Source organism: Mesorhizobium ciceri WSM4083, assembly GCF_000519305.1.
GTDB classification, from domain to species: Bacteria; Pseudomonadota; Alphaproteobacteria; order Rhizobiales; family Rhizobiaceae; genus Mesorhizobium; species Mesorhizobium ciceri_B.
Genome location: NZ_JAFG01000003.1, coordinates 730,859 through 757,208 on the forward strand (window position 1 = coordinate 730,859; position 26,350 = coordinate 757,208).

At 64.6% G+C, this 26,350-nt stretch carries 23 protein-coding genes; 9 read left to right on the plus strand and 14 right to left on the minus strand.

Annotation, left to right across the window (positions count from 1 at the left end; translation table 11 throughout):
* The first annotated feature begins 43 nt into the window (after positions 1 to 43).
* The 8 genes from MESCI2_RS0103720 (at position 44) to MESCI2_RS0103755 (ending at position 7,702) form a co-directional block, all read left to right on the plus strand.
* A complete protein-coding gene (locus tag MESCI2_RS0103720) occupies positions 44 to 1,138 on the plus strand; it encodes an ROK family transcriptional regulator (RefSeq protein ID WP_027035376.1) in 1,095 nt (364 codons plus the stop codon).
* A gap of 135 nt (positions 1,139 to 1,273) precedes the next feature.
* Positions 1,274 to 1,966: a helix-turn-helix domain-containing protein gene (locus MESCI2_RS0103725; protein WP_027035377.1), complete on the plus strand. Its 693-nt coding sequence runs from the start codon at positions 1,274 to 1,276 to the stop codon at positions 1,964 to 1,966.
* 3 nt (positions 1,967 to 1,969) lie between these two features.
* On the plus strand, positions 1,970 to 3,049 hold the full coding sequence (locus tag MESCI2_RS0103730) for an extracellular solute-binding protein (RefSeq protein WP_032900303.1): 1,080 nt from the start codon (positions 1,970 to 1,972) through the stop codon (positions 3,047 to 3,049).
* Positions 3,050 to 3,133: 84 nt separating this feature from the next.
* Positions 3,134 to 3,982: an ABC transporter permease gene (locus tag MESCI2_RS0103735; protein ID WP_050596447.1), complete on the plus strand. Its 849-nt coding sequence runs from the start codon at positions 3,134 to 3,136 to the stop codon at positions 3,980 to 3,982.
* Positions 3,979 to 4,767 (plus strand): ABC transporter permease, encoded by a 789-nt coding sequence (locus MESCI2_RS0103740; protein WP_027035380.1) that lies wholly within the window; start codon positions 3,979 to 3,981, stop codon positions 4,765 to 4,767. Before MESCI2_RS0103735 ends, MESCI2_RS0103740 begins: the two co-directional genes overlap by 4 nt.
* A 1-nt stretch (position 4,768) precedes the next feature.
* Positions 4,769 to 5,878, plus strand: a complete 1,110-nt coding sequence (locus tag MESCI2_RS0103745; RefSeq protein ID WP_027035381.1) for an ABC transporter ATP-binding protein — start codon at positions 4,769 to 4,771, stop codon at positions 5,876 to 5,878.
* A 30-nt stretch (positions 5,879 to 5,908) separates the two neighbouring features.
* Positions 5,909 to 7,291 carry an NAD(P)/FAD-dependent oxidoreductase gene (locus MESCI2_RS0103750; protein ID WP_027035382.1) on the plus strand — a complete coding sequence of 461 codons (1,383 nt, stop codon included), beginning with the start codon at positions 5,909 to 5,911 and terminating at the stop codon, positions 7,289 to 7,291.
* Positions 7,292 to 7,345: 54 nt separating this feature from the next.
* Positions 7,346 to 7,702, plus strand: coding sequence for a cupin domain-containing protein (locus MESCI2_RS0103755; protein WP_027035383.1), 357 nt, complete (start codon positions 7,346 to 7,348; stop codon positions 7,700 to 7,702).
* A gap of 17 nt (positions 7,703 to 7,719) precedes the next feature.
* On the opposite strand, the gene MESCI2_RS0103760 is transcribed toward MESCI2_RS0103755, so the two are convergent.
* The 10 genes from MESCI2_RS0103760 to MESCI2_RS0103805 form a co-directional block, all read right to left on the minus strand.
* The gene (locus MESCI2_RS0103760) at positions 7,720 to 7,977 is read right to left on the minus strand and encodes a BrnA antitoxin family protein (RefSeq protein ID WP_027035384.1); all 258 of its coding nucleotides are present in this window, start codon (positions 7,975 to 7,977) and stop codon (positions 7,720 to 7,722) included.
* 99 nt (positions 7,978 to 8,076) lie between these two features.
* Positions 8,077 to 10,938: a nitrate reductase gene (locus MESCI2_RS0103765; protein WP_027035385.1), complete on the minus strand. Its 2,862-nt coding sequence runs from the start codon at positions 10,936 to 10,938 to the stop codon at positions 8,077 to 8,079.
* Positions 10,939 to 10,941: 3 nt separating this feature from the next.
* Positions 10,942 to 11,271, minus strand: a complete 330-nt coding sequence (nirD, locus tag MESCI2_RS0103770; protein ID WP_027035386.1) for a nitrite reductase small subunit NirD — start codon at positions 11,269 to 11,271, stop codon at positions 10,942 to 10,944.
* 5 nt (positions 11,272 to 11,276) lie between these two features.
* Positions 11,277 to 13,727 carry a nitrite reductase large subunit NirB gene (gene nirB / locus MESCI2_RS0103775; protein ID WP_027035387.1) on the minus strand — a complete coding sequence of 817 codons (2,451 nt, stop codon included), beginning with the start codon at positions 13,725 to 13,727 and terminating at the stop codon, positions 11,277 to 11,279.
* Positions 13,728 to 13,731: 4 nt separating this feature from the next.
* Positions 13,732 to 14,529, minus strand: coding sequence for an ABC transporter ATP-binding protein (locus MESCI2_RS0103780; RefSeq protein WP_027035388.1), 798 nt, complete (start codon positions 14,527 to 14,529; stop codon positions 13,732 to 13,734).
* Positions 14,530 to 14,540: 11 nt separating this feature from the next.
* A complete protein-coding gene (gene ntrB / locus MESCI2_RS0103785) occupies positions 14,541 to 15,431 on the minus strand; it encodes a nitrate ABC transporter permease (RefSeq protein ID WP_027035389.1) in 891 nt (296 codons plus the stop codon).
* 70 nt (positions 15,432 to 15,501) lie between these two features.
* Positions 15,502 to 16,818 (minus strand): CmpA/NrtA family ABC transporter substrate-binding protein, encoded by a 1,317-nt coding sequence (locus tag MESCI2_RS0103790; protein ID WP_027035390.1) that lies wholly within the window; start codon positions 16,816 to 16,818, stop codon positions 15,502 to 15,504.
* Positions 16,819 to 17,176: 358 nt separating this feature from the next.
* Positions 17,177 to 18,415, minus strand: coding sequence for a CmpA/NrtA family ABC transporter substrate-binding protein (locus MESCI2_RS0103795; RefSeq protein WP_027035391.1), 1,239 nt, complete (start codon positions 18,413 to 18,415; stop codon positions 17,177 to 17,179).
* A gap of 2 nt (positions 18,416 to 18,417) precedes the next feature.
* Positions 18,418 to 19,020: an ANTAR domain-containing response regulator gene (locus MESCI2_RS0103800; RefSeq protein WP_027035392.1), complete on the minus strand. Its 603-nt coding sequence runs from the start codon at positions 19,018 to 19,020 to the stop codon at positions 18,418 to 18,420.
* A gap of 82 nt (positions 19,021 to 19,102) precedes the next feature.
* Positions 19,103 to 21,172, minus strand: coding sequence for an NAD(P)-binding protein (locus MESCI2_RS0103805; RefSeq protein WP_027035393.1), 2,070 nt, complete (start codon positions 21,170 to 21,172; stop codon positions 19,103 to 19,105).
* 276 nt (positions 21,173 to 21,448) lie between these two features.
* Between MESCI2_RS0103805 and argE the strand changes: the two genes are divergently transcribed.
* The gene (gene argE, locus MESCI2_RS0103810) at positions 21,449 to 22,609 is read left to right on the plus strand and encodes an acetylornithine deacetylase (RefSeq protein ID WP_027035394.1); all 1,161 of its coding nucleotides are present in this window, start codon (positions 21,449 to 21,451) and stop codon (positions 22,607 to 22,609) included.
* 7 nt (positions 22,610 to 22,616) lie between these two features.
* Here the strand turns inward: argE and MESCI2_RS0103815 are convergent, their stop codons facing one another.
* The 4 genes from MESCI2_RS0103815 to MESCI2_RS0103830 form a co-directional block, all read right to left on the minus strand.
* A complete protein-coding gene (locus tag MESCI2_RS0103815) occupies positions 22,617 to 23,573 on the minus strand; it encodes a LysR family transcriptional regulator (protein WP_027035395.1) in 957 nt (318 codons plus the stop codon).
* Positions 23,574 to 23,724: 151 nt separating this feature from the next.
* Positions 23,725 to 25,215, minus strand: a complete 1,491-nt coding sequence (locus MESCI2_RS0103820) for an aldehyde dehydrogenase (protein WP_027035396.1) — start codon at positions 25,213 to 25,215, stop codon at positions 23,725 to 23,727.
* A gap of 21 nt (positions 25,216 to 25,236) precedes the next feature.
* Complete coding sequence (locus tag MESCI2_RS0103825) at positions 25,237 to 25,911, minus strand: DUF1028 domain-containing protein (RefSeq protein ID WP_027035397.1); 675 nt, start codon at positions 25,909 to 25,911, stop codon at positions 25,237 to 25,239.
* Between the two features lie 5 nt (positions 25,912 to 25,916).
* Positions 25,917 to 26,333, minus strand: a complete 417-nt coding sequence (locus tag MESCI2_RS0103830; RefSeq protein WP_023809426.1) for a RidA family protein — start codon at positions 26,331 to 26,333, stop codon at positions 25,917 to 25,919.
* Between the last annotated feature and the right edge of the window lie 17 nt (positions 26,334 to 26,350).

The following is a 26,350-nucleotide window of genomic DNA, read 5'->3' on the forward strand; positions in this document are numbered from 1 at the left end:
GCCAGGCAACGCGCTCTTACCGACGGGGCGACCCTTGCCTGACATGAGATTCGCACCACCCAATCCCTTGCGCATCGCCGATCGTGCGAGCGGGCTGAATGCATTAAGCGTGCGCAGCTACAATGAGCGGCTGGTGCTGTCGCTGCTGCTTCAGAACGAAGGCATTTCGCGGATGGAAATCGGCGAGAAGACCGGCCTGTCGGCGCAGACGGCCTCGGTCATCGTCCGCTCGCTCGAGCAGGAAGGCCTGGTCTCGCAAGGCGAGGCGCAGCGCGGCCGCGTCGGTCCGCCCACCATCCCGCTTTCGCTGAACCCGGAGGGCGCCTATGCGGTTGGCGTCGGCTTCAGCCGGCGCAGGATCGACATAGCGCTCATCGACTTCATCGGCACAGTGCGCTTCCACACGCAGTTGCCGGCGGATGAAGCCAATCCCTTTCCGCAAAGCAGCGAACTGTTCGGCGCGATCAGGCAAGCCATGACCAGCCTGCCGGTCGAGGTGCGCAGCCGGGTTGCCGGCATCGGCCTGGCCGTTCCCGACGATGTCGACACGATGGCTGCAACCCGCAACGGATCGAGCACCTCGCTGAAAGCCTTGCAGGGTGAGATCGAGGAACAGAACAAGCTGCCGGTTTTCGTGCAGAACGACATCACCGCGGCAGCCGGCGGCGAGAGCATGTTCGGCGTCGCAAAGCCGCTCAACGACTATCTGTTCTTCTATCTGGGGGCACGGCTGCAGAGCAGGCTCATCCTCAACCACCAGATCTACAAGGGAAACTCCAGCGCCAGCTTCGATCACGGCCTGATGCGCCTGGAGAGCGAACTGGCCATGCGCCGGCGCCCGTCCGAAATCATCTGGAGCAGCAGCCCTGAATGGCCCGACCTGGGCGAGGCCTACAGCGCATGGCTGGGCGAGTGTTCCGACCGCCTGAAAGCGTCGATCTCCGCGCTGACCCAGTTTGTCGAGTTCAGGACGGTCGTCCTGTCCAGCTATGCGCCGCGAAAGATCGCCGAGGCCTTGTGCGACGACATCGGCCGGGAGTTCCCCGGCATCGAGGCACTGCCGGCACGCGTCACCATCAGCCCGAAGGCCGTCGGCGCGGCAAGCCTGCCATTCAGTTCGCGCTTCATGATCCAGTGATCGAGCCGAACCGGCGTTGCCGGTCGGCCGATCATGCCCCTCTGCAGGTCCGTCGATGATTTTCAGGTGACCAAGCGAATCTGCTTGCCAGGACGCCCCACTTAATAGCATGTTAAGTGAACCCTGAGACCGCCCATGAAAATCGCTGCGGATCACGCACTCAACGACAATGCCGCGACCAGCGCCGAGGCGCGCCGCTCGACGGTGTTGGGCGATCGCATCAAGGCCTATCGCACCACGCGGCGCCTGACGCTGCGCCAGCTCGGCGACATGATCGGCACCACCGCCAGCTTCCTGAGCCAGCTCGAGCGCGGCCTTTCGGGAGCCAACACCAGCACGCTGATGCTGATCGCCAATGCGCTCGGCATCAGCGTGGCCGATCTTTTCGACGAATGCGAAGTCTCGCCGCACGCGGTGCTGACACGCGCCGAGCGGCCGGCGCTGCCGACCAGCGAGGGCTATCGCAAGACGTTGCTGTCGCGCCGGCCGATCCGCGAGATGGAAGTCTATTGCGGCGAGTTCGCCGTCGGCGGCTCGACCGGCGACGTGCCCTACACGCACGGCAACGCGAGCGAGATGTTCCTCGTGCTGCGCGGACGCGTGCAACTGACGCTCGGCGACGAGAGCTTCACCCTCGAAGAGGGCGATAGCATCGAATATTCGACCTCGACGCCGCACAGGACGATCAATGTCGGCGATACGGTGGCCGAAGTGCTGTGGATCGTTGCGCCGCCGACCAGCGGCGCCGTCGACCTCGACCAATATGTAGCCCGGAAAACGCTCGCGCCCGGCCTGCCAAAATCAAACAGCGAGCCATCGGAGGGTTAGAAAATGGGAAGCAGATCAAGATTGGCCGGATTTGTCGGCGCCGCCGCGCTGGCCTTGCTGGCAGCCGCCGCTCACGCGCAGAACGCGCCGCCGGCCGGAACCGTCGTCGACGGCTCGTTGAAGGGCAAGACGCTGACCTTCGTTTCCTATGGCGGCATCTACCAGGACGGCCAGGTCGCGGCGCTCAAGGAATTCGTCGACAAGAGCGGCGTCAAGCTTTTGAACGACGGGCCCACCGAAATCGCCAAGCTTCAGGCGCAGGTCGAATCCGGCAATGTGACCTGGGATGTCGTCGACACGGACGATTTTCCGCCCTTCGTGCATTGCGGCAAGCTGTTCCAGAAGCTCGATCTGACCAAGCTCGATATCTCGCACATCCCGGCGGGACAGGTCGGCGAGTGCAGCGTGCCGGCGATGAACTACGGCATGGTCCTGATGTACAAGAACGACACGTACAAGGACAATCCGCCAAAGGACTGGAAGGATTTCTTCGACACCGCGAAATTCCCCGGCACCCGCGCCATCGACGGCAGCGGCAGCCCGCTCGGCGGCCTGATCGAACAGGCCATCCTGGCCGACGGCGGCAAGGTCGACGCCATGACGCCAGCCGATATCGACAAGGGCATCGCCAAGATCAAGGCGATCGGTCCCGACACGATCTTCTGGAAGACCGGCGCCGAATCCCAGCAGCTCGCCGAATCCGGCGAGGCCGACATGATCATCATGTGGACCGGCCGCGCCATGACGGCGGTCAAGAACGGAGCCGCCTATACGCCGGTGTGGAAGGACTGGCTGGTCGTTATGGATCAGCTGACCATCCCGGTCGGCGCCAAGGACCCCGATGCCTCCTACGCGCTGATCAACGCCTATCTCGGCAAGAAGTCGCAGGAGATCCTGACCGAGCAGACATCCTACTCGCCGATCAACAACGAGGCACAGCCCAAGGTGGACGCATCCGTCGCCGCCTTCCTGACCAACACGCCGGACCACGCCAAGCTCGGCTACCAGCAGAACATCAAGTTCTGGGTCGCCAACTTCGCCACAGCGTCCGACAAGTGGACAGCACTGATGGCCGGCAACTGAGCCGGCTAACACTGAGGTGACGGCGTGAGCCAGACATCGCATACGCCGACGGCCGGGGATGAAAATCCCCGGCCGTCAGGTGCCATGCGGGGGCCGCAGCGGCGCCTGCGCCTTGCCGCCTATCCGTCGCTGCTGGCGATGCCGGCCCTGCTCCTGCTCATCGCGGCTATGGGCTATCCCTTGCTGACCGTCACGCTGCGCAGTTTTTCGGACCCGGCCTGGGGCCTGCAGAACTATGTCTGGTTCTTTTCCACACCGGTGAACGTCACCGTCCTGTGGCGCACCTTTTCCATCGCAGCATGGGTCACCATCGTCTGCGTCATTGCCGCCTACCCCTATGCCTATCTCATGACTGCGGTCGGGCCGCGTCTGCGGCTGGTCCTCATCCTGTGCGTGCTGGTGCCGTTCTGGGTCAGCGGCGTGGTGCGCACCCTGGCCTGGGTCATCCTGCTGCAGGATTCCGGCATCATCAATTCGGTCATCAGGCTGCTCGGCTTTGACGGCGTGAAGCTGATCCGCACGCAGACCGGAGTCGTCATCGGCATGGCGCAGGTGTTGCTGCCGTTCATGATCCTGCCGCTCTATTCGGTCATGCGCGGCATCGATTTGCGCCTCGTGCAGGCGGCGCGCAGCCTCGGCGCGCGGCCCGCACGTGCCTTCCTGCAGATCTATCTGCCGCTGTCGCTGCCAGGCGTCTTCGCCGGCGCCATCATCGTCTTCATCCTGTCGCTGGGCTTCTACATCACACCTGCCCTGCTCGGCGGCCCGCGCAGCACCATGCTGTCGACGCTGGTGCAGAGCCAGGTGCTCAGCCTGCTCAACTGGGGCCGTGGCGGCGCCATGGGCGTCGTGCTGCTGGTCGCGACCTTCGTGCTTCTGGCGCTCGCTGCACCGCTGATGCGCCAGCGCCACAAGCAGGCGTCCAGATCATGAGGCTGGCCCCCTTCCGCATTCTGCTCGGCCTGTTCTGCCTGCTGGTCGCCGTCTGGCTGGTGATGCCGACGCTGGTCATCATCCCGATGTCGTTCAACGAGAAGAAGTCGCTCGCTTTCCCGCCGTCCGGCTTCTCGTGGCAGTGGTACGCGAACTTCTTCACCAATCCCGATTGGCTGTCGAGCTTCTTCAATTCGCTCAGGGTCGCGGGCCTCGTCGCCGTTGCCGCCACGCTGATCGGCACGCTGGCGTCGCTTGGCCTTAGCCGCATGAAACATTCCGGCGCCGGCCTGCTGCGCGCCATCCTGATCACGCCGATGATCGTGCCCGGCGTGGTACTGGCGATCGGCATCTATGCCGTTTATCTCGACTACCAGCTCGTCGGCACCACCACCGGCTTCGTCATCGCGCACACGATGCTGGCGATCCCCTTCGTCATCATCGCCGTATCGGCAAGCCTGGAAGTCTTCGACGTGCGGCTGGAAACGGCAGCGGCCAGCCTCGGCGCCGACCGCTTCACCACGTTCCGCACCGTGACCTTGCCGCTGATCGCGCCCGGCATCCTGTCGGGGCTTTTGTTTGCCTTCGTCACCTCCTTCGATGAAATCATCGTCGCGCTGTTCATCACCAGTCCCTACCTCAAGACCTTGCCGGTGCAGATCTTCACCAGCATCACCCGCGACGCCGATCCGACGGTGACGGCCGTCGGAACCATCATCTTCATTGCCACGACGGTGATCATCAGCGCCGGGCTGATCATCAGCTCGAAATCGACGAGGAGTTGAGATGACTGCGAGGGAACGTGGCGCGGCCATCGACATCAAGGGCGCAACCAAGCGCTACGGCAATTTCACCGCACTCGACGATGTCAGCCTGCATATCGAGCCGGGCGAGTTCATGACGCTGCTCGGCCCCAGCGGCTCGGGCAAGACCACCACGCTCAACGTCGTGGCGGGCTTCACCGACCTCACCTCTGGCGACCTCGCCGTCGGCGGCAAGAGCATCGTCGCCCTGCCGGCGCACAAGCGCAACATCGGCGTCGTCTTCCAGCACTACGCGCTGTTTCCGCACCTGACGGTCGGCAAGAACGTCGCCTATCCCCTTACCTTGCGCGGCATGGACAAACAGGCACGCGACCGTCTCGTCGTACGTGCGCTGGACATGGTCAAGATGGCCGACTTCGCGCATCGCTATCCCTCAGAGCTGTCCGGCGGCCAGCAGCAGCGTGTGGCGCTGGCGCGCGCCATCGTGTTCGATCCGCCGCTGTTGTTGATGGACGAACCGCTCGGCGCGCTCGACAAGAAACTGCGCGAATGGCTGCAACTGGAGATCAAGCGCATCCACCGCGAACTCGGCACCACTTTCGTCTATGTGACGCACGACCAGGAAGAAGCGCTGGTGCTCTCCGACCGCATCGCCGTCTTCAACCAGGGGCGCATTGAACAGGTCGGAACTGGCCGCCAGCTCTATGACGAGCCGACGACCTTGTTCGTGGCCAAGTTCATCGGCGAATCGACCAGTTTGCGTGGCACCGCCCAGACGTCCGGAAACGAAACCAGCCTGACGATCGCCGGCCAGAAGATCGTGGCCAAGGGCAAGCTGGCCAGCGGAGGCAAACCGGTGGTCCTGCTGCGGCCGGAAAAGCTCTCGCTTGCCGGCGCCAACACGCCTCCCGCCGCCGGGCAGAACAGCCTCACCGGTGAGGTCAGCGAGGCGATCTATCTGGGGTCGGGTTCGAAATACCAGGTGACGCTTCGCGACGGCTCGGTCGCCATCGTGCGCGCCTCGCTGGAAGCCACACCGTTCTCGATTGGTGACACGGTCGATCTGCGCTGGTCCGTCGTCGATGCAAAACTTCTTGCCGACGACGACCGCGCCGACATGACGATGACCTGACCGCTCCTTTCCCCCGCAGGATTTTTAGACATGGACGCCAAAGTCAACGGCAACGTCTCGTTCTGGTATGCCGACATCGGCCTGCCGGCCTATCGCGCGCCGCTCCCGGGTGAGCTCGAAGCCGATGTCTGCATCGTCGGTGCCGGCTACACCGGCCTGTGGACGGCCTATTACCTGAAGAAGGCCGATCCTTCGATCCGCATCGCCATCGTCGAGCGGGAGTTCGCCGGCTTCGGCGCGTCGGGCCGCAATGGCGGCTGGCTATCCGGCGGCTTCAGCTGGTCGCGCGAGAAATATCTGCAGACCTCGACGCGCGGCGCCGTCATCGACATGGAAACCGCCATGCATGGCACGGTCGACGAAGTGATCGCGGTGGCCGAGGCCGAAGGCATCGATGCCGACATCCGCCGCGTCGACAATCTGACGGTTGCCACCAACCCGCCGCAGCTTGAACGGATCAAGGCCGCCTATGCCGATGCGATCGGCTGGAGCGTCCCGAGTGAGCGTGTCAGCCTGATCGGCCAGGCAGAGGCCAAGGCCCGTATCAACATCAAAAATGTGCTTGGCGGTTATATCCACCACGGCACCGCGCGTGTGCAGCCGGCCAAGCTGGTGCGCGGCCTGTCCGAAGCCGTCGAGCGGCTTGGCGTGCCGATCTATGAACAGACCACCGTGACCGGCATCGAGAAGGGCAAGGTCACGACGAACCGCGGCACTGTGCGCGTGCCCATCATCATCCGTGCCACGGAAGGGTTCACGGCCGGCATACCAGGCAATGAACGGCTCTGGCTGCCGCTCAACAGCGCGCAGATCATCACCGAGCCGCTGCCGCGGTCGCTGTGGGACGAGATCGGCTGGGAGGGCCATGAGCTTCTGGGCGACGCCGCGCACGCCTATTGCTATGCGCAGCGCACAAGGGAAGGCCGCATCACCATGGGCGGACGCGGCGTACCCTATCGCTACGGCTCGCAAACGGATGTACGCGGCCAGACGCAGCAGGCGACGATCGAAAGCCTGCACGCCATCCTCACCCGGCTGCTGCCGCAGACAGCCAGGCTTCGCATCGACCACGCCTGGTGCGGCGTGCTCGGCGTGCCGCGCGACTGGTGCACGACAGCAGGACTCGATCCGCAAACCGGCATCGGCTGGGCCGGCGGCTATGTCGGGCTCGGCGTGTCGAGCTCCAACCTGTCGGGCCGCACGCTGCGCGACCTCATCCTGCGCCGCGACACCGAACTGACCCGCCTGCCCTGGGTCAACCGCCAGGTGAGCAAATGGGAGCCCGAGCCGATGCGCTGGCTCGGCGTCCACTCGATGTATCAGCTCTATCGCGTCGCCGACGAGCGCGAGGAAGCCGGCCTCCAGCACACGTCGAAACTGGCCGCGATCGCCGACCGCATCACCGGGCATTGAGCTCGGAGCGATCCCAAAACTTTCTGCATTTTCAGTGCCTGCCCGGAGACTGCCATGACCGACTTCCAGACCTTCGCCCACCTCGCCTCCATCGATCTCGGCGAGCCCGAGCCCAAGCCGACCTCAATCAGCGGCGATCAGTTCGAAGCCTCGAAGATGCTGTGGACCTCGCCGGACGGCATGCTGGAAGTTGGCGTCTGGGAGTGCACATCAGGCCGCTTCACCGCCTCGCGCGAGACCAATTCCGAAACCTGCCACATCGTGTCGGGCCGGGTCTCGCTGCATGGGCCGGATGGCCGCAGCGAAGAGGTTGGTCCCGGCGAAATGCTGGTGCTGCCGAAAGGCTGGAAAGGCGAATGGACGATCCACGAGAAGACGCGGAAGCTTTACATCCTGCACTTCGAAGCGTGATCTGGCTGGAACAGCCGCTACTCGTCGTCCGAACCGCTGGCCGTCGGCTTGCCTTCAATCGCCTGCCGCAAGGCGTCGTTGATGCGGTCCTGCCAGCCCGGTCCATCCTCCTGAAAGTGGTCCAGCACGGCGCGGTCGATCCGGATCGAAACAAGCTCCCTGACGCCTGGAGCGGCCGAGGGCTCACGCATTGGAGCAGCCGGCTTCTTCACCGGCTTGAAAGCCGCTTCGGCGGCCGTCATCGGATTTGTTGGTCGGCGCGGAGGATTTGCCATTGGATGACCCTGACTGAAGACGATTCGTGCACGACGCTGCACGCTTGCGCCACCATAGCCCAACCAGCGCCGTCGCGCAGGCCCCTTTGGTCAGGACGATCACTCGGCTGCTTGGAGAACCTGTGCGTTGATGATGACCCTGATCTCGGCGCGGCAGGAACCGCAATTCGTGCCGGCATTCAGCGCCGCGCCGATTGCCGCGACGCTGCCGCAGCCGCGGCGCACCGCTTCGGCGATCTGGTTGGCACCGACGCCGAAACAGGAGCAGACGATGGCGCCGCGGTCGACGTCGATCCCGCCCGGCCGTCCGGCCACGATAGCCAGCCTGCCGCGTCGGTCGACATGATCGGCACTCAACTGTTCCGCCGCCCAGCCGCGCGACACGGCGACCGGTCCGGGCGCGACGAACAGCGCCCCGCACAGTTGATCGCCATCGAAGGCGGCGATGCGATGCTGGCCGGCGTCGCGGTCATGATAGGCTGATATTTCGGCACCCAATGACGCGCCGAACAGCGACCCGGCAACGCCCGCCCAGTCGATGTCGTCATCGGCAAAGGCAAGCTCGACCCGCCAACCGCCCTTGCATTTGGCCACGGCCCAATAGGCCGCGGCATCGGGCGCCGGCCTCTGCCGCGTCACCGCAAAGCCAAAGGCTCTTGCCGCGAATTTCTCGATGCGGGCGGCGACATGTTTCAGCGCCGGCTGGCCGGAAATGGGATCGGTCAGCGGCGCGGTCAGCGTGTCGAGCCGGCCCCTTGCCGAGAACTGATCGGTCCAGTGCATCGGCGCAAACAGGCTGCCCTGGCGCTGGCGCGCCGTCACCAGCGCGCGCACCAGCACGTCGCCGCGCGGGCTGGAAACGCGCACGATGTCGGCGTCACCGATGCCGAAGCGCTGCGCATCCACGGGGTGGATTTCGACGAAGGGCTCGGCGATGTGCTGCGAAAGCCGCGGGCTTTTCCCCGTCCGCGTCATGGTGTGCCAATGATCGCGGATACGGCCGGTGTTGAGGATCAGCGGATAGTCGGGACTGGTGCGGACTACCGTGGTCGGGCGGATGGCGATGAAGCGCGCCTTGCGATCGGGTGTGTAGAAATTGCCGTCGGCGAAGAAGCGGGTGGTGGAAGGGCCATTTGCAGCCAACTCCGACTGATGTCGAGCTTGAGCGCCCCCCTCTGGCCTGCCGGCCATCTCCCCCTCAAGGGGGGAGATTGGCAGCTTCGCCGATGGCGCTCGTTCTGCAACGTTGGTAATTGGCGAAAGCTGTAGCAATAGCCGATCTCCCCCCTTGAGGGGGAGATGGCCGGCAGGCCAGAGGGGGGTGCCTTGGCTCGGCGCCGGCCATTGGAATGGCTCAAGCGCCTCATACCCCTCCGCATCAACCCCGGCACAAGCCCCGATATCGAAATCCCGCGCACCATCATTCTCGAACCCCGACAGCGCGGCATGCTCGGCAAACACCTCCCCTGGCGTCGCATAGGAAAACGCCTCGCCAAACCCCATCCGCTTGCCCACCTCGGCGACAATCCACCAGTCGGGCAGCACCTCGCCGGGCAGCTCCAAAAACGCGCGCTGGCGCGAAATGCGGCGTTCGGAATTGGTGACGGTGCCGTCCTTCTCGCCCCAGGCGGCGGCGGGCAGCCGGACATGGGCATGGCGGACGGTGTCGGTCCGGGCCAGCACGTCCGACACCACCACGAAAGGGCACGCCTTGATCGCCGCTTCGACGGCATCGGCGTCCGGCATCGAATCGACCGGGTTGGTGGCCATGATCCACAGCGCCTTGATGCGCCCGTCGGCCAGCGCCTGGAACATCTCGACTGCCTTCAGGCCGGGCTTTCCGGCAATGGCCGGCGCGTTCCAGAAGCGCTGCACACGGTCGCGATGGTCGGGGTTTTCGATCTCCATATGGGCGGCGAGCATATTGGCCATGCCGCCGACCTCGCGGCCGCCCATCGCATTGGGCTGGCCGGTGACTGAGAACGGCCCTGCTCCTGGCTTGCCGATGCGGCCTGTGGCCAAATGGCAGTTGATGATGGCGTTGACCTTGTCGGTGCCGGATGACGACTGGTTCACACCCTGGCTGTAAACCGTCACCGTTTTCGCCGTCGCCGCAAACAGGCTGTAGAAACGGCCAAGCTCGTCCTCGCTCAGGCCGGTGGCGGCGGCGACGCCGGCCAGGTCGAGCGCGGAGGCCGCGAAAAGCGCTTGCCCGAAGCCGGTCGTGTGCGTCGTGATGTAGGCGCGGTCGAGCGCATTGTGCTGGCCGAGATAAGCGAGCAGGCCCGTGAACAAAGCGACGTCGCCATCCGGCGCGATCGCCAGATGCATGTCGGCGATGTCAGCGGTCATGGTGCGACGCGGGTCGACCAGGACGATCTTCATCTCCGGCCGCTTTTCCCGGGCAGCCGCAATGCGCTGGTAAAGCACGGGATGGCACCAGGCGAGATTGGAGCCAACCAGCACGATCAGGTCGGCAAGCTCCAGATCGTCATAGGTTCCCGGCACGGTGTCGGAGCCGAAGGCGCGGCGGTGGCCGGCGACCGAGGAGGCCATGCACAGGCGCGAATTGGTGTCGATGTTGGCCGAGCCGACAAAGCCCTTCATCAGTTTGTTTGCGACATAATAGTCCTCGGTCAGCAACTGGCCGGAGACATAGAAGGCGACCGCATCGGGCCCATGCTCGGCGATGGTTTGCGAGAAGGTCGAGGCGACGAGGTCGAGCGCCTCGTCCCAGCCGGCGCTGCGGCCGTGGATCTCCGGATGGAGCAGCCTGCCGTCGAGGTCGATGGTCTCGGCCAGTGCCGAGCCCTTGGAGCAGAGCCGGCCGAAATTGGCCGGGTGGTCGGGGTCGCCGCGGACGGACACCTGCCCGTCCGCGGCGACCTTCGCCAGCACGCCGCAGCCCACCCCGCAATAGGGGCAGGTGGTCCTCACCTCGCGCGCTTCGTCGATCTCCATGGGTCAGGCCGCGCGGCTGGCCAGCGCTTCCAGCGCAATGAACAGACGCTCGCCTTCGACCCGCACCGGAATGGTGCGCACCGCGCCCTCGTCGGCGCCGAGCGCCTTGCCCGTCTCCAGCGAAATCACCCAATTGTGCAAGGGACAGGTCACCGCCGTGCCGTGCACGATGCCCTGGCTGAGCGGTCCGCCTCTGTGCGGGCAATGGTCGTCGATGGCGTAGACCTGATCGTCCTGGGTGCGGAATACGGCGATCTTTCCCTCTGGCGTGGCGACACAGCGCGCGCCACGGCGGGGGATGTCGGAGATGGAGCCGATGGCGATCCAGTTCATGATGGTCACTCCGCCGCCTGCGCAAAGCCGACCGAGGCCATCGGCCGGAATTCGTGCTTGTCCTTGCCGGAAACGCGCTCTGACCACGGGTCGACCTGGGCGAACTTCTGGCTGAAAACGAAGCGCTCGTAATAGGCCTTGCGCTTGTCGCCATCGTCCATGATCTGGCGCTTGATCTCGGGAATGCCGATGCGCTTGGCCCATTTGTAGATGCGCTCGAGATAGCGGCCCTGCTCGCGATACATCTGCGTCAGCGCCACGATATGCGCCAGCGCCTCATCCTCGGTCTTGACCAGGCCGAGCACCTCGGTGCCCTTGATGTCGAGGCCGGCCGCGCCGGCAAAATGGATCTCGTAACCACTGTCGACGCAGATCACGCCGACATCCTTGCAGGTCGCCTCGGCGCAGTTGCGAGGACAGCCCGACACCGCCATCTTGACCTTGGCCGGGGTCCACGAGCCCCACATGAATTTTTCGATGCGGACGCCAAACCCTGTCGAATCCTGCGTGCCGAAGCGGCACCAGTCCGAGCCGACGCAGGTCTTCACCGTGCGCAACCCCTTGGCATAGGCGTGGCCGGAGACGAAGCCGGCCTGACCGAGATCGGCCCATACCGCCGGCAGGTCTTCCTTGCGGATGCCGAGCATGTCGATGCGCTGGCCGCCGGTGACCTTGACCATCGGGATTTCGAACTTGTCGACGACGTCGGCGATGGCGCGCAGCTCCGCCGCGTTGGTGACGCCGCCCCACATGCGCGGCACCACCGAATAGGTGCCGTCCTTCTGGATGTTGGCGTGGACGCGCTCGTTGATGAAGCGCGACTGGTAGTCGTCGGCGTACTCGTCCGGCCAGTCGCAGACGAGATAATAGTTGAGCGCCGGCCGGCATTTGGCGCAGCCGCAGGAGGTCGTCCACTCCAGTTCCTGCATGACGGCGGGAATGGTCTTCAGGCCCTTGGCGATGATCAGCCGGCGCACCTCGTCATGGCCGAGCGTCGTGCAGCCGCACATCGGCTGCACCGCCGCCGGATTGTATTTGTCGCCGATGGTCAGCACCATCAGCTTCTCGACCAGCCCGGTGCAGGAGCCGCAGGAGGCTGACGCCTTGGTGTGGGCGCGCACGTCGTCGAGCGAGGTCAGGCCCTTCCCCGTAATCGCGCCAGTGATCTTTCCCTTGCAAACGCCGTTGCAGCCGCAGATTTCCGCATCATCCGGCAAGGCTGCAACGGCCGCCATAGGGTCCAGCGGGGCACTCCCCTGGTAGGACTGGCCGAAGATGAGCGTGTCGCGCATTTCGGAAATATCGGTCTGCTTCTTCTTGAGGTCGTTGAACCAGGCTCCATCAGCCGTCTCGCCATAGAGCACGGTACCGATGATGCGGTCGTCCTTCAGGACAAGGCGCTTGTAGACGCCGGCGGCCGCATCGCGCAGCACGATCTCCTGGCGGTCCTCGCCCTCGGCGAAGTCGCCGAGCGAGAACAGGTCGATGCCGGTGACCTTGAGCTTGGTCGGCGTGTCCATATGGACGAAGGCCGCCGCCTCGTTGCCGGCCAGCTGGCTGGCTGTGACGCGCGCCATCTCGTAGAGCGGTGCGACGAGGCCATAGACCTGGCCGTTGACCTCGGCACATTCGCCGAGCGCGTAAATGTCGGGATCGTTGCTGCGCATTCCGGCGTCGACGACGATGCCCCTGTTGACTGCGATGCCGGCCTGTTTCGCCAGCGCCGAATTCGGCCTGATGCCGACGGCCATCACCACAAGCGTTGCTGGGATAATGGTGCCGTCAGCAAGCTCCACCTGCCCGACCTTGCCGTTGCCTGTGATCGCCTGTGTGTTAGCCTTGGTGATCACCTTGATGCCGCGCTGCTCCACGGCACGCTGCAGCAGATAGCCGGCCGCGGGATCGAGCTGGCGCTCCATCAGCGTCGGCATGACATGCAGCACGGTGACGTCCATGCCTTGCGCGTTGAGGCCCGCCGCCGCCTCCAGACCCAGCAGGCCGCCGCCGATGACCACCGCCTTGGCCCGCGACTGCGCGGCGAGCATCATCGCCTGCACATCGTCGAGGTCGCGATAGGTCAGCACGCCCGGCAGGTCATGGCCGGGCACCGGGATGATGAACGGTACCGAGCCGGTGGCGATGACGAGCTTGTCGTAGGGTTCGGTGACGCCATGATCTGACGTGACGGTCTTCGCTGACCGGTCGATGGTGACGATCTTGTGGCCCTTGTAGAGGGTGATGTTGTTGGCGATGTACCAGCCGTCGCCGTGGATGATGATCTCCTCATAGGCTTTCTCGCCCGACAGCACCGGCGACAGCATGATGCGGTCGTAATTGACGCGCGGTTCGGCGTTGAAGATGGTGACGGTGTAGCGGCCCGGCGCCTGTTCCAGCAGGTGCTCGAGCATGCGCCCGGGGGCCATGCCATTGCCGATGATGACAAGTCTTTCGCTCATGGTGCTACTCCGCGGCTTCGACGAAGCGGTGGCGTTCGTAGAGGAACTTCAGCACCGCCTCGCGGCAGCGCAGGAAGGTCCGGTCGGAAGAGAGTTCGACGCGCCGGCGCGGCCGCGCCAGCGGCACGGGAAGCACTTCGCCGATGGTTGCCGCCGGGCCATTGGTCATCATGACGATGCGGTCGGAAAGCAGCACCGCCTCGTCGACATCGTGGGTGATCATGATCGTCGTCGAGCCGAGCCTGGAGTGGATGTCCATCACCGCGTCCTGCAGATGGGCGCGCGTCAGCGCATCGAGCGCGCCGAACGGCTCGTCGAGCAGCAGGATCTTCGGCTCCATGGCCAGCGCCCGGGCGATGCCGACGCGCTGCTTCATGCCGCCCGATATTTCTGCCGGGCGTTTGTCCTTGGCATGCGCCATCTGCACGAGGTCAAGATTGCGCATGATCCAGTCATGCCGCTCGGCCTTGCTCTTCGAACGACCGAAGACCTTCGACACCGCCAGATTGATGTTTTCGTAGACGGTCAGCCACGGCAAAAGGCTGTGGTTCTGGAACACCACGGCGCGTTCCGGTCCGGGGCTGTCGACCTCCTTGTCCTCGAGCAGCACGGCGCCGGCGGACACCTTGGTCAGCCCGGCGATCAGATTGAGCAAGGTCGACTTGCCACAGCCGGAATGGCCGATGATGGAGACGAATTCGCCCTTGTCGATGGTCAGCCTGATGTCCTTCAATACCTCGCTGACCTGGGCACCACGCGTGAAGGATTTGTCGATATGGTCGAGTTTCAGATAGGCCGTCATCGCCCCTCTCCTCACTTTGCCGTTGTGCCGCGGGTGACAAAGGCGCCGACCGCTGCGACCAGACGGTCGAGGCAGAAGCCGGTGACGCCGATATAGGCGAGCGCGACGATGATGTCGGGCAGCCGCGACGAGTTCCACGCGTCCCAGATGAAGAAGCCGATGCCGACGCCGCCGGTCAGCATTTCGGCGGCGACGATGGCGAGCCAGGACAGGCCGATGCCGATCCTCAGGCCGGTAAAGATGTAAGGCGCGGCGGCCGGCACCATGATCTTCACGAAGAACTCGAACTGGTTGAGCCGCAGGATGCGCGAGACGTTGCGATAATCCTCTGGGATGTTACGCACGCCGACCGCGGTGTTGATGATGATTGGCCAGATCGACGTGATGAAGATGACGAAGATCGCCGACGGGCTGGAATCGCGGAACGCCGCCAGCGACAGAGGCAGCCAGGCCAGCGGCGGCACCGTGCGCAGGATCTGGAACACCGGGTCGAGGCCGCGCATCGCCCAGATCGACTGGCCGACCAGCGCGCCGAGCGCGACGCCGACCACCGCCGCCAGGCCGAAGCCGATGGCAACACGCTGCAGCGAGATCAGCACGCGCCATGCCAGACCGATATCCTGCGGGCCATTGTCGAAGAACGGATGCGCGATCAAATCGTAGGCCTCGTTCCACACCTGGGTCGGCGGCGGCAGGCTTGATGTCGGCGACGAACAGGCGATCTGCCAGACGACCAGCATCAGCGCGATCACGATGATGGGCGGCACCAGCGCGCTCGCCAGTTTGCCGGCGATGGCGAGCGGATCGAAGCGACGCCTTGCTTTGGCAGTGAAGGCGATGACCTCCGCCGGCTTGGCAGGAAAGGCCTTCACCTTGGTGTCCTCGATAGTCTGGATCGACATGTCTGGGGAAAACTCCGTGGGGCAGATAATTCGAGCGACAAACGGCGCAATGCGCCGTTTGCGCAGGGGTTCAGGCCGATGCCTTGATCTTCAGGCTATCGAGATAGGCGGACGGGTTGGCCGGATCGAAGATCTTGCCGTCGAAGAAGGTCTCGACGCCGCGCGACGGCGACGCCGGAACGTCGGCAGCCGCAACGCCGAGATCCTTGGCCGCTTCGCGCCACAAATCCTCGCGGTTGACCTGATCGACCAGCGCCTTGATGTCGGTGGTCAGCGCGAACTTACCCCAACGGATGTTCTCGGCGAGGAACCACGTATCGTGGCTCTTGAACGGATAGGAGACGCCGCCCTTCCAAAACTTCATGGAGAAATCGGTGCCGTTGGCGACGCGGCCATTGCCGTAGTTGATGTCGCCCTTGAGGCGGCCGATGATGTCGGCGACGGGCACGTTCATCCATTGCCGCTTGCCGATGATGGCGGCCATCTCGTCCTTGTTGTCGCTGGCCTCGCACCATTGCTGGGCTTCCATGACGGCCATCAGGATCGCCTTGGTGGCGTTCGGGTATTTCTCGATGAATTCGGCACGCAGGCCGAGCGCCTTTTCCGGATGGCCCTTCCACAATTCGCCCGTCGTGGCGGCGGTGAAGCCGACGCCCTGATGGACGAGCTGCTCGTTCCACGGCTCGCCGACGCAGAACACGTCCATGTTGCCGACCTTCATGTTGGCCACCATCTGCGGCGGCGGCACGACGATGGTTGAAACGTCCTTGTCGGGATCGATGCCGCCGGCGGCCAGCCAGTAGCGCAGCCACAGATCATGCGTGCCACCCGGGAAGGTCATGGCGGCCTTGATTTCCTTGCCGGCCGCCTTCTTGGCGGCAAAGGCGTCCTTCAGCTTCGAGGCGTCGAGGCCGACACCGGTGCCGGCATATTCCTGGGCGACCGAAATGCCCTGGCAGTCGTAGTTGAGCCGCGCCACGATCGCCATCGGCATTGGCTGGTTGTTCTGCGTCACCTTGCCGGTGTGCATGAGGTAAGGCAGCGGCGTCAGGATATGGGCGCCGTCGATGCCGTTGGCCGCGCCGCCGAGCATCAGATTGTCGCGTGTCGCGCCCCAGGAGGCCTGCTTGAGCACCTCGACATCGGGCATGCCGAACTTGGGGAACAGCCCCTTCTCCTTGGCGATCATCAGCGGTGCCGCATCGGTCAGCGCAATGAAGCCGAGCTTGGCGCCGGTGACCTCCGGCGCGGCGGTGGCGGCATAGGCGCCGGAGGGGAAGAGCTTGCGGGCGGCCACGAACAGTGCCGCCGTCATCGCGCTGCTGACCAGAAAATCGCGGCGCGTCATGTCCTTGAGGGTCGTTCCAGTCCTGATCCGTTTCGTCATCGTCGTCTCCGGTTGGGGCGCGGCTTGGGATCCGCGTCGTCGATTGCGTGTTGATCAAAACAAAAAAAGCCGCCAGCCAGGTCTTCGCGTCCGGGTGACCGGGAGCGCGCATTAACCTGAGCGGCAGCTTTGCCTGTGGCGCCCGCCATTGGACGCCTGTTCCGTGACCCGTGAAGGGCCTGTCTATTTCAAAGCAGGAACCGTGCCAGTTTCGAGAGAGGCGAAAAAGATCAATGAAATCAGCAGTTCACGCCGATCACCGACACGTCGGGCCCTATGGCCGGCAGGCCAAAGATTGGTCATTGGAGCAATCGCACGCACAATTTTTGTGCAATGCACAAGAATGGCGCGGAAATGATCAGGTCTGAATCTCGGCGGATTTCTGGCCGGCAATGTAAGCGTCGATCTCGTCGGGATCGAAGATCTGGCCGTCGAAGAAACCGTCGGGACCGAGCACCAGACCGGCACCGGTCGCACCGACCGCTGTGGCCACGCGGAGAGCGCCCTCGACTTTCGAATTGGCGCCGGGAAGTGCGACGCCAAGCGGCTTCAATGCCGAACGATAGAGGTCGGGGCGATAGCAGTCGCGGGCGATGGCAAGGTGTTCCGGCGTGTGCGCCACATGCCCCCAGCGCACCATCTGCGTGTAGAACCACAGCGCATGGCTCTTCCACGGAAAATTCGCCGCCTTGTCGAAAGGCAGGAAGAAGTCGTCGATATCCAGCTCCGCCCCGCCGCCCAATTGGAGATGTCCGGTCAGGATCGGCATCTGCACCGCCGGCGGCAGACCGAGGTAGCCGGCCTGCGCCATGACAGCGGCCAATTCGCCATGGTTGGCCGGGTCCTGGCACCAGCGCGCCGAATGATGCAGCGCGCGCAGCAATGCTGCCAGCGCCTCCGGGTTTTCGTCAGCCCACGCCTTGCGCACGCCGATCACCTTCTCCGGGCTGTTGCGCCATATCTGCGCCTTGACGGTGGCGATATGGCCGGTGCCCGCTGCCACCGAAGCGCTGTTCCAGGGTTCGCCAACGCAGTAGCCGTCGATACGCCCGGCGGCCAGCGCATCGGCCATGAAGGGCGGCGGCACGATGACGATCTCGATCTCTTGGCTCGGATCGATGCCGCAGGCGGCGAGCCAGTAGCGCAGCTCGTAATTGTGCCCGGAATGCGGGTGCACCACGGCGAAGCGCAGCGGATCGCGGCCGGCAGCAGCGCGCTCGCGAATGAGCGCGCCAAGTGCGGCACCGGCGCGCGCCGGATCGAGGTCGGCCACGGCGCCATGTGCCGCCATGCCGGCCCAAACGGCGTTCGAGATGGTGACGCAATTGCCGCCGAGGCCGAGCGAGAACGGCACGATGGTTTCCGAGGCGAGCGGCGTCAGCCCGAGATTGCAGGCGAGCGGCATCGGCCCCAGCATATGCGCGAGATGGAAGTGGCCGATGGCGATGCGGTCGCGGATGTTGGCCCACGACGTCTCGCGGTGCAGCGTTAGATCGATGCCTTCGCGCGCGGCGAAGCCAAGCTCACCGGCCGCAACCAGCACGGCGCTGTCGAAAAGCGGCATGAAGCCGGCGGTGATCTGGTGCTCGGCAGTCATGCTCATTCGTCCTCCGCCGGTCCCAGCAGCCCGGCGGCGGTCACCAGGCTCTGGGCGATGTCGCCGATCTTGCGATTCTGGTTCATCGCCGTCTTGCGCAGCAGCGTGTAGGCGGCCTCTTCGGAGAGGCCACGTGACTTCATCAGGATGCCCTTGGCGCGGTCGATCACCTTGCGGCTTTCGAGTTCGCTGCGGACTTCTTCCAGCTCGCGCGCCATGCGCGAAAAGGCGTTGAAGCGGCTGACCGCCATGTCGAGGATCGGCTTGACGCGCTCTTGCCGCAGACCGTCGACGACATAGGCAGAAACGCCGGCATCGACCGCCGCCTCGATCGAGGCCTGGTCGGAGCGGTCGACGAACATGGCGATCGGCCGTTTTACGGCGCGCGACAGCTGGAACATGTTTTCCAGCATGTCGCGGTTCGGGTTTTCGAGATCGATGACGATGACATCGGGCTCGATCTCGGCGATCCGCCGCGCAATGCCGGTCACGTCATGGATGACGGTGACCCGCTCATGGCCGGCCTCGCGCAACCCCGCCTCGATGATCGCGGCGCGGATGCGGTTTTCATCGATCACCAGGACGGCGAGTGCGGTTCGAACCATGCCTGCATTGTGACCAAGCGAAGGAATTGTGCAATGCGGTATGGTTGAACAACCCGATATTCGCTGACCGCTCCGCAGGCGCCTAATCCGCCGCCAGTGCCGTGACCTCGCGGCGGAAGGGCAGTGCGTCGCCGATATCGGCTTCGTCCAGCTCGCGCGCGAAGCGGTGGCCGGCATAGGTTGCCCAGGCGATCGGACCCGGCGCTTCGGCGTCACCGATGACCTTGATCGAGCGGATTCCGCTGTCGGCCCACTCGGCCCGCCGCGCCTTCAGGCCTTGCCAGACGCCATCGTCCTGCTGGCGCGATGTCACCAGCACCACGGCGTCGGCGGCGATGTCAAATTGGCTACCCGTATAGGCGCAGGCCGTGGCAACGCCGCCCGGCACGATGCGCGTCACGGTGCGGTTCAGCACGATCTCGACGCCGAGTTCGGCCAGCCGGCGATGGATGGCGCCCTGCTCCAGCGTGTTGCGGGTCCAGTCGGACACATAGGCCGACGGCGTCACCAGCGTCACCTTTGCGCCCTGGCGCGCCATCAGCTCGGCCAGAACGCCACCCATGTAATAGTGGTCGTCGTCGAACAGCACGACGCTGCCGGTCGGCACATTGCCGCCCATCAGATCGTCCGGCGTGTAGACCGGCATCGCCGGGTCGACCGGCATCGGCACGACATGCGCGCGCGCCACGCCGTCTCGGCGCCATGTCGAGCCGGTGGCGACGGCGATGTTCTGGAAGCCGAAGTCCAGTATCTCCTGCGCCGACAATCGGCTTTCGAAATAGACGTCGACATTGGACATCTGGCTGATCTGGTACTGGCGGTAGTCGCGCACGCGTCCCCATGCCGAGAGACCGGGCAAGCGGCATTCGCGCGCCACGCGGCCGCCGAGTTCGGTGCCGGCTTCGGCGATGGCCACCTGATAGCCGCGCAGGCCGAGCGCACGCGCCGCCTCCAGCCCGGCCGGGCCGGCGCCGACGATCAGCACGCTGTCGCTGTCGCCCTTGGCCTGCATGCGTTCGGGATGCCAGCCCTTGCGCCACTCCTCCATGAAGGTCGGGTTCTGCGTGCAGCGCGAGATCGACATGGTCATGTCGCCGGTGATGCAGATGTTACAGCCGATGCATTCTCTGATGTCCTCGATACGCCCCTCCTCCACTTTCTTCGGCAGGAAGGGATCGGCAATCGACGGCCGCGCGCAACCGATGAAATCGAGCGTACCGGACTTGATCATCTTCACCATCACGTCCGGCGAGGTGAAACGACCGACGCCGACCACCGGCTTCGAGGTCAGCTTCTTGATGCCGGACACCAGGCTCTCCTGCGCGCCCTCCTCCTTGAACCGCGACGGCCCCGAACAATCCTCCCAGGCGCCATGCGCCAAATCCCAGAGATCAGGCAGGTCCGCATGCATCTCGATCATGTCGCGCACTTCGGAATTGGCGAAGCCGAGTTCGCCGATCATCTCGTCCAGCGACAGCCGCAGCGTCAGGCCGCAAGTGTCGCCGATGGCATCCCTGCCCTCCTCGATCAGCTCGCGCATCAGCCGCGAACGATTTTCCAGGGAGCCGCCATATTCGTCGCTTCGCTGGTTGGTGGCCGTGGACAGGAAGTGCTGGATGATGCCGAAGCCATGCGCGCCGTAGAGGCACACCAGATCGAAGCCCGCGAGCCTCGCCCGTTTGAAGGCATTGCGGTGCCAGCGGCGCAGGTCGCGTATATCCTGCTTGTCCATGGCGCGCGCCTGCACCGGATCGTTGGTGAAGGTGCGAATGGGCAGGGCCGACGGTCCGCGCGGCACTTCCTTGGTGTAGAGGTTAGGTCCGTTGATGCCCGAATAGGCCAGCTGGATGCCGGCCAGCGCGCCATGCTGATGCATAGCCTTGGCCATCTTCGCCAGTGCCGGGATATCGGCATCGTCCCACAGCCTGAGCTCGATGAAGGGCGTGATCTCCGATGTATGGTGCATCTCGGTCTGCTCGGTGAAGATGACACCCCAGCCGCCTTCCGACTTGATGCGGCGCATCTCGGCCGCGGCCGAAGGGTCGCGATAGCCGCCGCCATTGCAATGCGGCACCTGATAGAAGCGGTTCTTGGCGGTCACCGGACCGATCTTCACAGGCTCGAACAGAATGTCATAGCGCGGATCGCGCATGGAACGTGCCTTCCTGCCAGCGTCGCCCTGCAGCATGCCCGATCATGGTTTCGAGGCGTGACGCAAGCCGGCCAGCCCAGTGGGTTGATGCCGTGAGACCATTCATAAGTTTCGGCAAGCGTCAGAAAACAACAGATTTCTTCCGTGCCGGTTAGGCCGCGCCTAATCGCGTTCACCCGGATTAGCATCCGCTGAATTTCGGCTGAGCCAAATGCGACTTCAAGGCCACCGCTGCGCGATGTTAGATAGCGCCCACGGCCAACGAGGCATAAACGCATGGACAGCATCCAGATCCTTGAAAAGCTGATCGCCTTCCCGACGGTGAGCCGCGACTCGAACCTCGTCCTCATCGGTTATGTGGCGGAGCTGCTGGAGGCGCATGGCATTGCTTGCCAGATCATCCGCAGCGAGGACGGCCACAAGGCCAATTTGTTTGCCACCATCGGACCGGCCGGTGCTTCCGGCATCATGCTGTCCGGTCACACCGACGTCGTTCCCGTCGACGGCCAGGCCTGGACGCTGCCGCCCTTCGAGATGACCAACCGCGACGGCAAGCTTTACGGACGCGGCGCGGCCGACATGAAGGGTTTTGTGGCCTGCGCGCTCGCGGCGTGCCTCAAGGCCTCGACAATGACGCTGCGGACACCGCTGCACCTGGCCCTCTCCTACGACGAGGAGATCGGCTGCATCGGTGTGCGCAGTCTGATCGACATGCTGCAAGCGGCCCCCCATCGGCCCTTGCTGTGCATCGTGGGCGAGCCCACCGACATGCAGGTGGCGACGGGCCACAAGGGCAAGCTTGCCGCACGCGCGCTTTGCAAGGGGCGCGAGGGCCATTCGGCGCTGGCCCCGCTGGCGCTCAACGCCATCCATCTCGGCTGCGATTTCGTCGCCGCCTTGCGCCGCGAGCAGGACCGGCTGGTGCGCGATGGCGCCCGCGACGGCGACTACGACATTGCCTACACAACCGTCCATGTCGGCAAGATCAACGCCGGCGTGGCGCTGAACATCGTGCCGAACCTCTGCCAGGTCGACTTCGAGATCCGCAATGTCGCCGCCGACGACCCGCATGAGATTCTCGAGCGCCTGCGCGTGGAGGCCGCGCGCATTGCCACCGAAGCCTCGGCTATCGCGCCCGAGGCGGCGATCGACATCGACATCACCAACACCTATCCCGGCCTGGACACGCCGGCCAGTTCGCAGGCCGTCGCCTTCGTCAAATCGCTGACCGGCGCCAACAACACCATCAAGGTGGCCTTCGGCACGGAGGGCGGCCTGTTCAGCCGCGACGTCGGCACGCCGACGGTCGTGTGCGGACCGGGATCGATGGCGCAGGGACACAAGCCGGACGAATTCGTCAGCGTCGAGCAGATGCGCCGCTGCGACGCCATGCTGGAAAAATTGCTGCAACGGCTTGCCGACCAGCAGCTGGCTTAACCGGGCGCTACTTCTGTGGAAGCGCTGCCTGGCCGACGGCCCGCTCGGCGCCGAACACACCTTGCTCGACGACGAAATGCCGGCAGTGGTCGATGAACGCCTGGGCGGTTTGCGTGCGGTGTTCGGAATTGGGCAAGGCGACGCCCATGGTCAGCGGCCGCAGATCACCATCCAGCGGCACGAACACCAGCGGCTTGCCGTCCGGCGCCAGCGTGTTGAGCGGCCGCATATTGGCGATGCCGTAGCCGAAGCCGTTCGCCACCATTGAGCGCATGACGGCAATGTCGCCTGTGCGCTCGGCAATGTTGGGGCGGATCCCCCGCTGGTGGAATGCCGACAGGAAATATTCGCGGCTGAACGGCAGGTCGAGCAGCACCATCGGCTCGTCGGCCAGTTCTTCCGTCGTGATCGACGCCTTTGCCGCGAAACGATGCCCCGCCGGCAGCATGACATAGGCCGGCACCAGCATCAGCGGCTCGAAGGTCATGTCCTGCGACAGTTCGAGATCGTAGGTCAGGGCAAGGTCGATTTCACCGCGCTGCAGCATCTCCAGCAATTGCCCTTGGTTGCGCTCGAACTGGCGCACGCGCACATCGGGATAGGCACGCTCGAACCGCATGCGTAGCGCCGGCAGCACGATCTGCGCAAAGGTCAGCAGGCATCCCACGGCCAGCGGGCCGCGCACCTTCTCCGCAAAATCGCCGGCGACGTCATGCAAGGCGTCGGCATCGTTGAGCAGCCGCGCGGCTTCCTTCAGGAAGATGCGGCCGCCGGCCGTGAGCGAGAGGCCGTGCGAATGCTTGCGGACAAAAAGCTGGACGCCGAACTCGGTTTCCAACTGCGCGATCGAGGCCGAAATCGAGGGCGGCGAGACATTGACCTGTTCGGCCGCCTTGGCGATGGAGCCGGCTTCGCCCACGGCGACGAAATATTCCAACTGTCTGAGCGTGAAGCGTAGCGGCATGGCTGGCTATGTTGCCGGTTTGAGGGCTTCTATCAAGCCTAATGCATGTCGCGCAAAAGTGGCCCCGGTTTTGCGCATACGACATGCAAAGAGCAAAGGCCTAAAGCGCATCGCTTGAATCCGTTCAATCGCGATGCGCTTTAGGCGCCCATCAGTATTTGATCCATGTCGTTTTGAGCGCGGTGTACTTGTCGAGCGCATGCAGTGACAGGTCGCGGCCGAAGCCGGATTGCTTGAAACCACCAAACGGCGTCATCGGGCTCAGCGCGTCGACCGTGTTGACGGAAACCGTGCCGGCATGGAGCCGGCCGGCGATGCGATGCGCGCGCGACAGGCTGTCGGTCCACAGCGATGCGGCCAGCCCGTACGGGCTGTCATTGGCGATGCGGATCGCGTCGGCCTCGTCGTCGAAGGCGATGACCGAAAGCACCGGCCCGAAGATCTCGTCGCGCGCGATCGGATCGGCGGGCGCGACATCGTCGAAGATGGTTGGCTGGACAAAGCTGCCACGCCCGTTGACCGTCACCAGATCGCCACCCGCAACCAGGCGCGCGGTTTTCTTGCCGGCCTCGACGAAGCGCATGACATTGGCCGCGTGGCGACTGTCGACCATGGCGCCCATTTTCGAAGCCGGATCGAGCGGATCGCCGGGCTGCGTGACCGCCGCACGTTGCACAAGTTTCTCCACCAGAGCATCCTTGATGCCGCGCTGGACGAGAAGGCGTGAATTGGCGGAACAGACCTCGCCCTGGTTGAAGAAGATGCCGAGGGCCGCCATGTCGGCCACCACATCGAGATCCCTGCAGTCGGCAAAGACGAGGTTGGGGCTCTTGCCGCCGGTCTCCAGCCAGACCTGCTTCATGTTCGACTGACCGGAATACTGCAGGAACATCTTGCCCACGGCGGTCGATCCGGTGAAGGCAAGGCAATCCACATCCATGTGGCGGCCAAGCGCCTGACCGGCGGTTTCGCCAAGGCCTGGCACGACATTGAGCACGCCGGCAGGCAGGCCCGCTTCCATTGCCAGTTCCGCCAGAAGCAGGGCCGACAGAGGCGACTGCTCGGCGGGTTTCAGCACCACCGAATTGCCCGCCGCCAGCGCCGGCGCGCATTTCCAGGTCGCCATGTCGAGCGGGAAATTCCACGGCACCACTGCGCCGACCACGCCAAGCGGCTCGCGCCGCACCAGCACCAGATCGCCTTCGCCGGTCGGCGCCACCTCACCATAGATCTTGTCGATGGCCTCGCCATACCATTGGAAGATCGCCGCCGAGCCGGGGACGTCGACCGAGGCTGCGTCCCTGACGAGTTTGCCCATGTCAAGCGATTCGAGCAGGGCCAGTTCATGCAGGTTTTCGCGCAGCAACTGCGCCAGCCGCAGCAAGACCTCCTTGCGGTGCGCCGGACTGGTGCGCGACCAGACACTCGCATTGAAGCTGCGCCGAGCTGCGGCAACCGCCAGATCGATATCTTCCTCGCCGCAGGACGCCACTTCGGCCAGCACCTCGCCGGTAGCCGGATTGACGCTGGCGAAGGTCCGGCCCGAACGCGCCGGAACCGTCTTGCCGTCGATGAACGCCTTGTCGCGAAAGCGGATCGCGGACGCCTTGCCGATCCAGTCCTTGTGGCTGAGCTCGCTCATCGCAGGTGGCCCCTGTCTTGACTATTCGTCGCCCGGCACGCCGTAGCTCGGCGCATCGGATGGGTTGATGGCGCGGGTCACATACGCATCGAGCTGTGGCTTGTAGAGTTCCCATAAGCTCGCCAGTTTCTCGATCGGGCAGTCGTCGGTCCAGTCGCAGCGCAAATCGGCGACCGGCCACGCAACCTCGCGCACCAACTTCATGCCGGCGGAATGGACCGGGCCGGCCTCGCCGCCAGCCTTCAGCGCGGCGCGCATGGTTGCGATAAGGCGGTCGCCGAGATGCCCTTCCGACGCCAGGAAGGCCTCGACCATGGCTTGCGGCACGCCGTCATGGGCCAGCATGTTGCCGCCGCAGGCGACATTGTCCGCACGTGCCTCCGCCCAGATGCCAAGCGCCCTGGGTCCTGAATGGATCGCGGTCGTTCCAGCGGCATCGACAGCCAGCACCTGCCGGTATTCGGGATAAGCGCCGGTGCGCTTCAGGATGGCAACCGCCTCGACGGCCGAAGCGCCGTGCGCCAGCAATTCGAGGCCTCGCAGCCCCAGCGTCGGATCGGTGACGTTCTGGCTTGCGATGGCGCCGGCGCCTGCCTGTGCATAGGCGCAGCGCGCCGCGACAGCAGGCGATGAGGAGGACACCGCGACCCCGAACATGCCGGTCCGGCTGCACCGCGCTACTATGGAAAAGGTCATCGCTATTAATCCGGGATAACGGCGGTGCCGTCGATCTCGACCAGCCAGTCCGGCCGCGCCAGGGCCTGCACGACAAGGCCGGTCGAAACGGGATGTACGCCTTTGATGTACTCGCCCATGGTGCGGTAGACCGCCTCGCGATGGCGCACGTCGGTGATGTAGACCACCACCTTGACCAGGTGCTCCATGGTGCCGCCGCACTCCTCAATCAGCTGGCGGATGTTCTGCATCACCTTGTGCGTCTGCTCGACGGGATCATGGCTGTCGATGTTCTTGGCCGTGTCCAGATCCTGCGGGCACTGGCCACGCAGATAGACGGTCCTGCCGCCCCGCGTAACGACCGCCTGGCACAGGTCATTGTCGAGCTTCTGCTCGGGATAGGTGTCCTTGGTGTTGAACTTGCGAATTCTTGTATGCGCCATCTTGGTCTCCGTCGGAT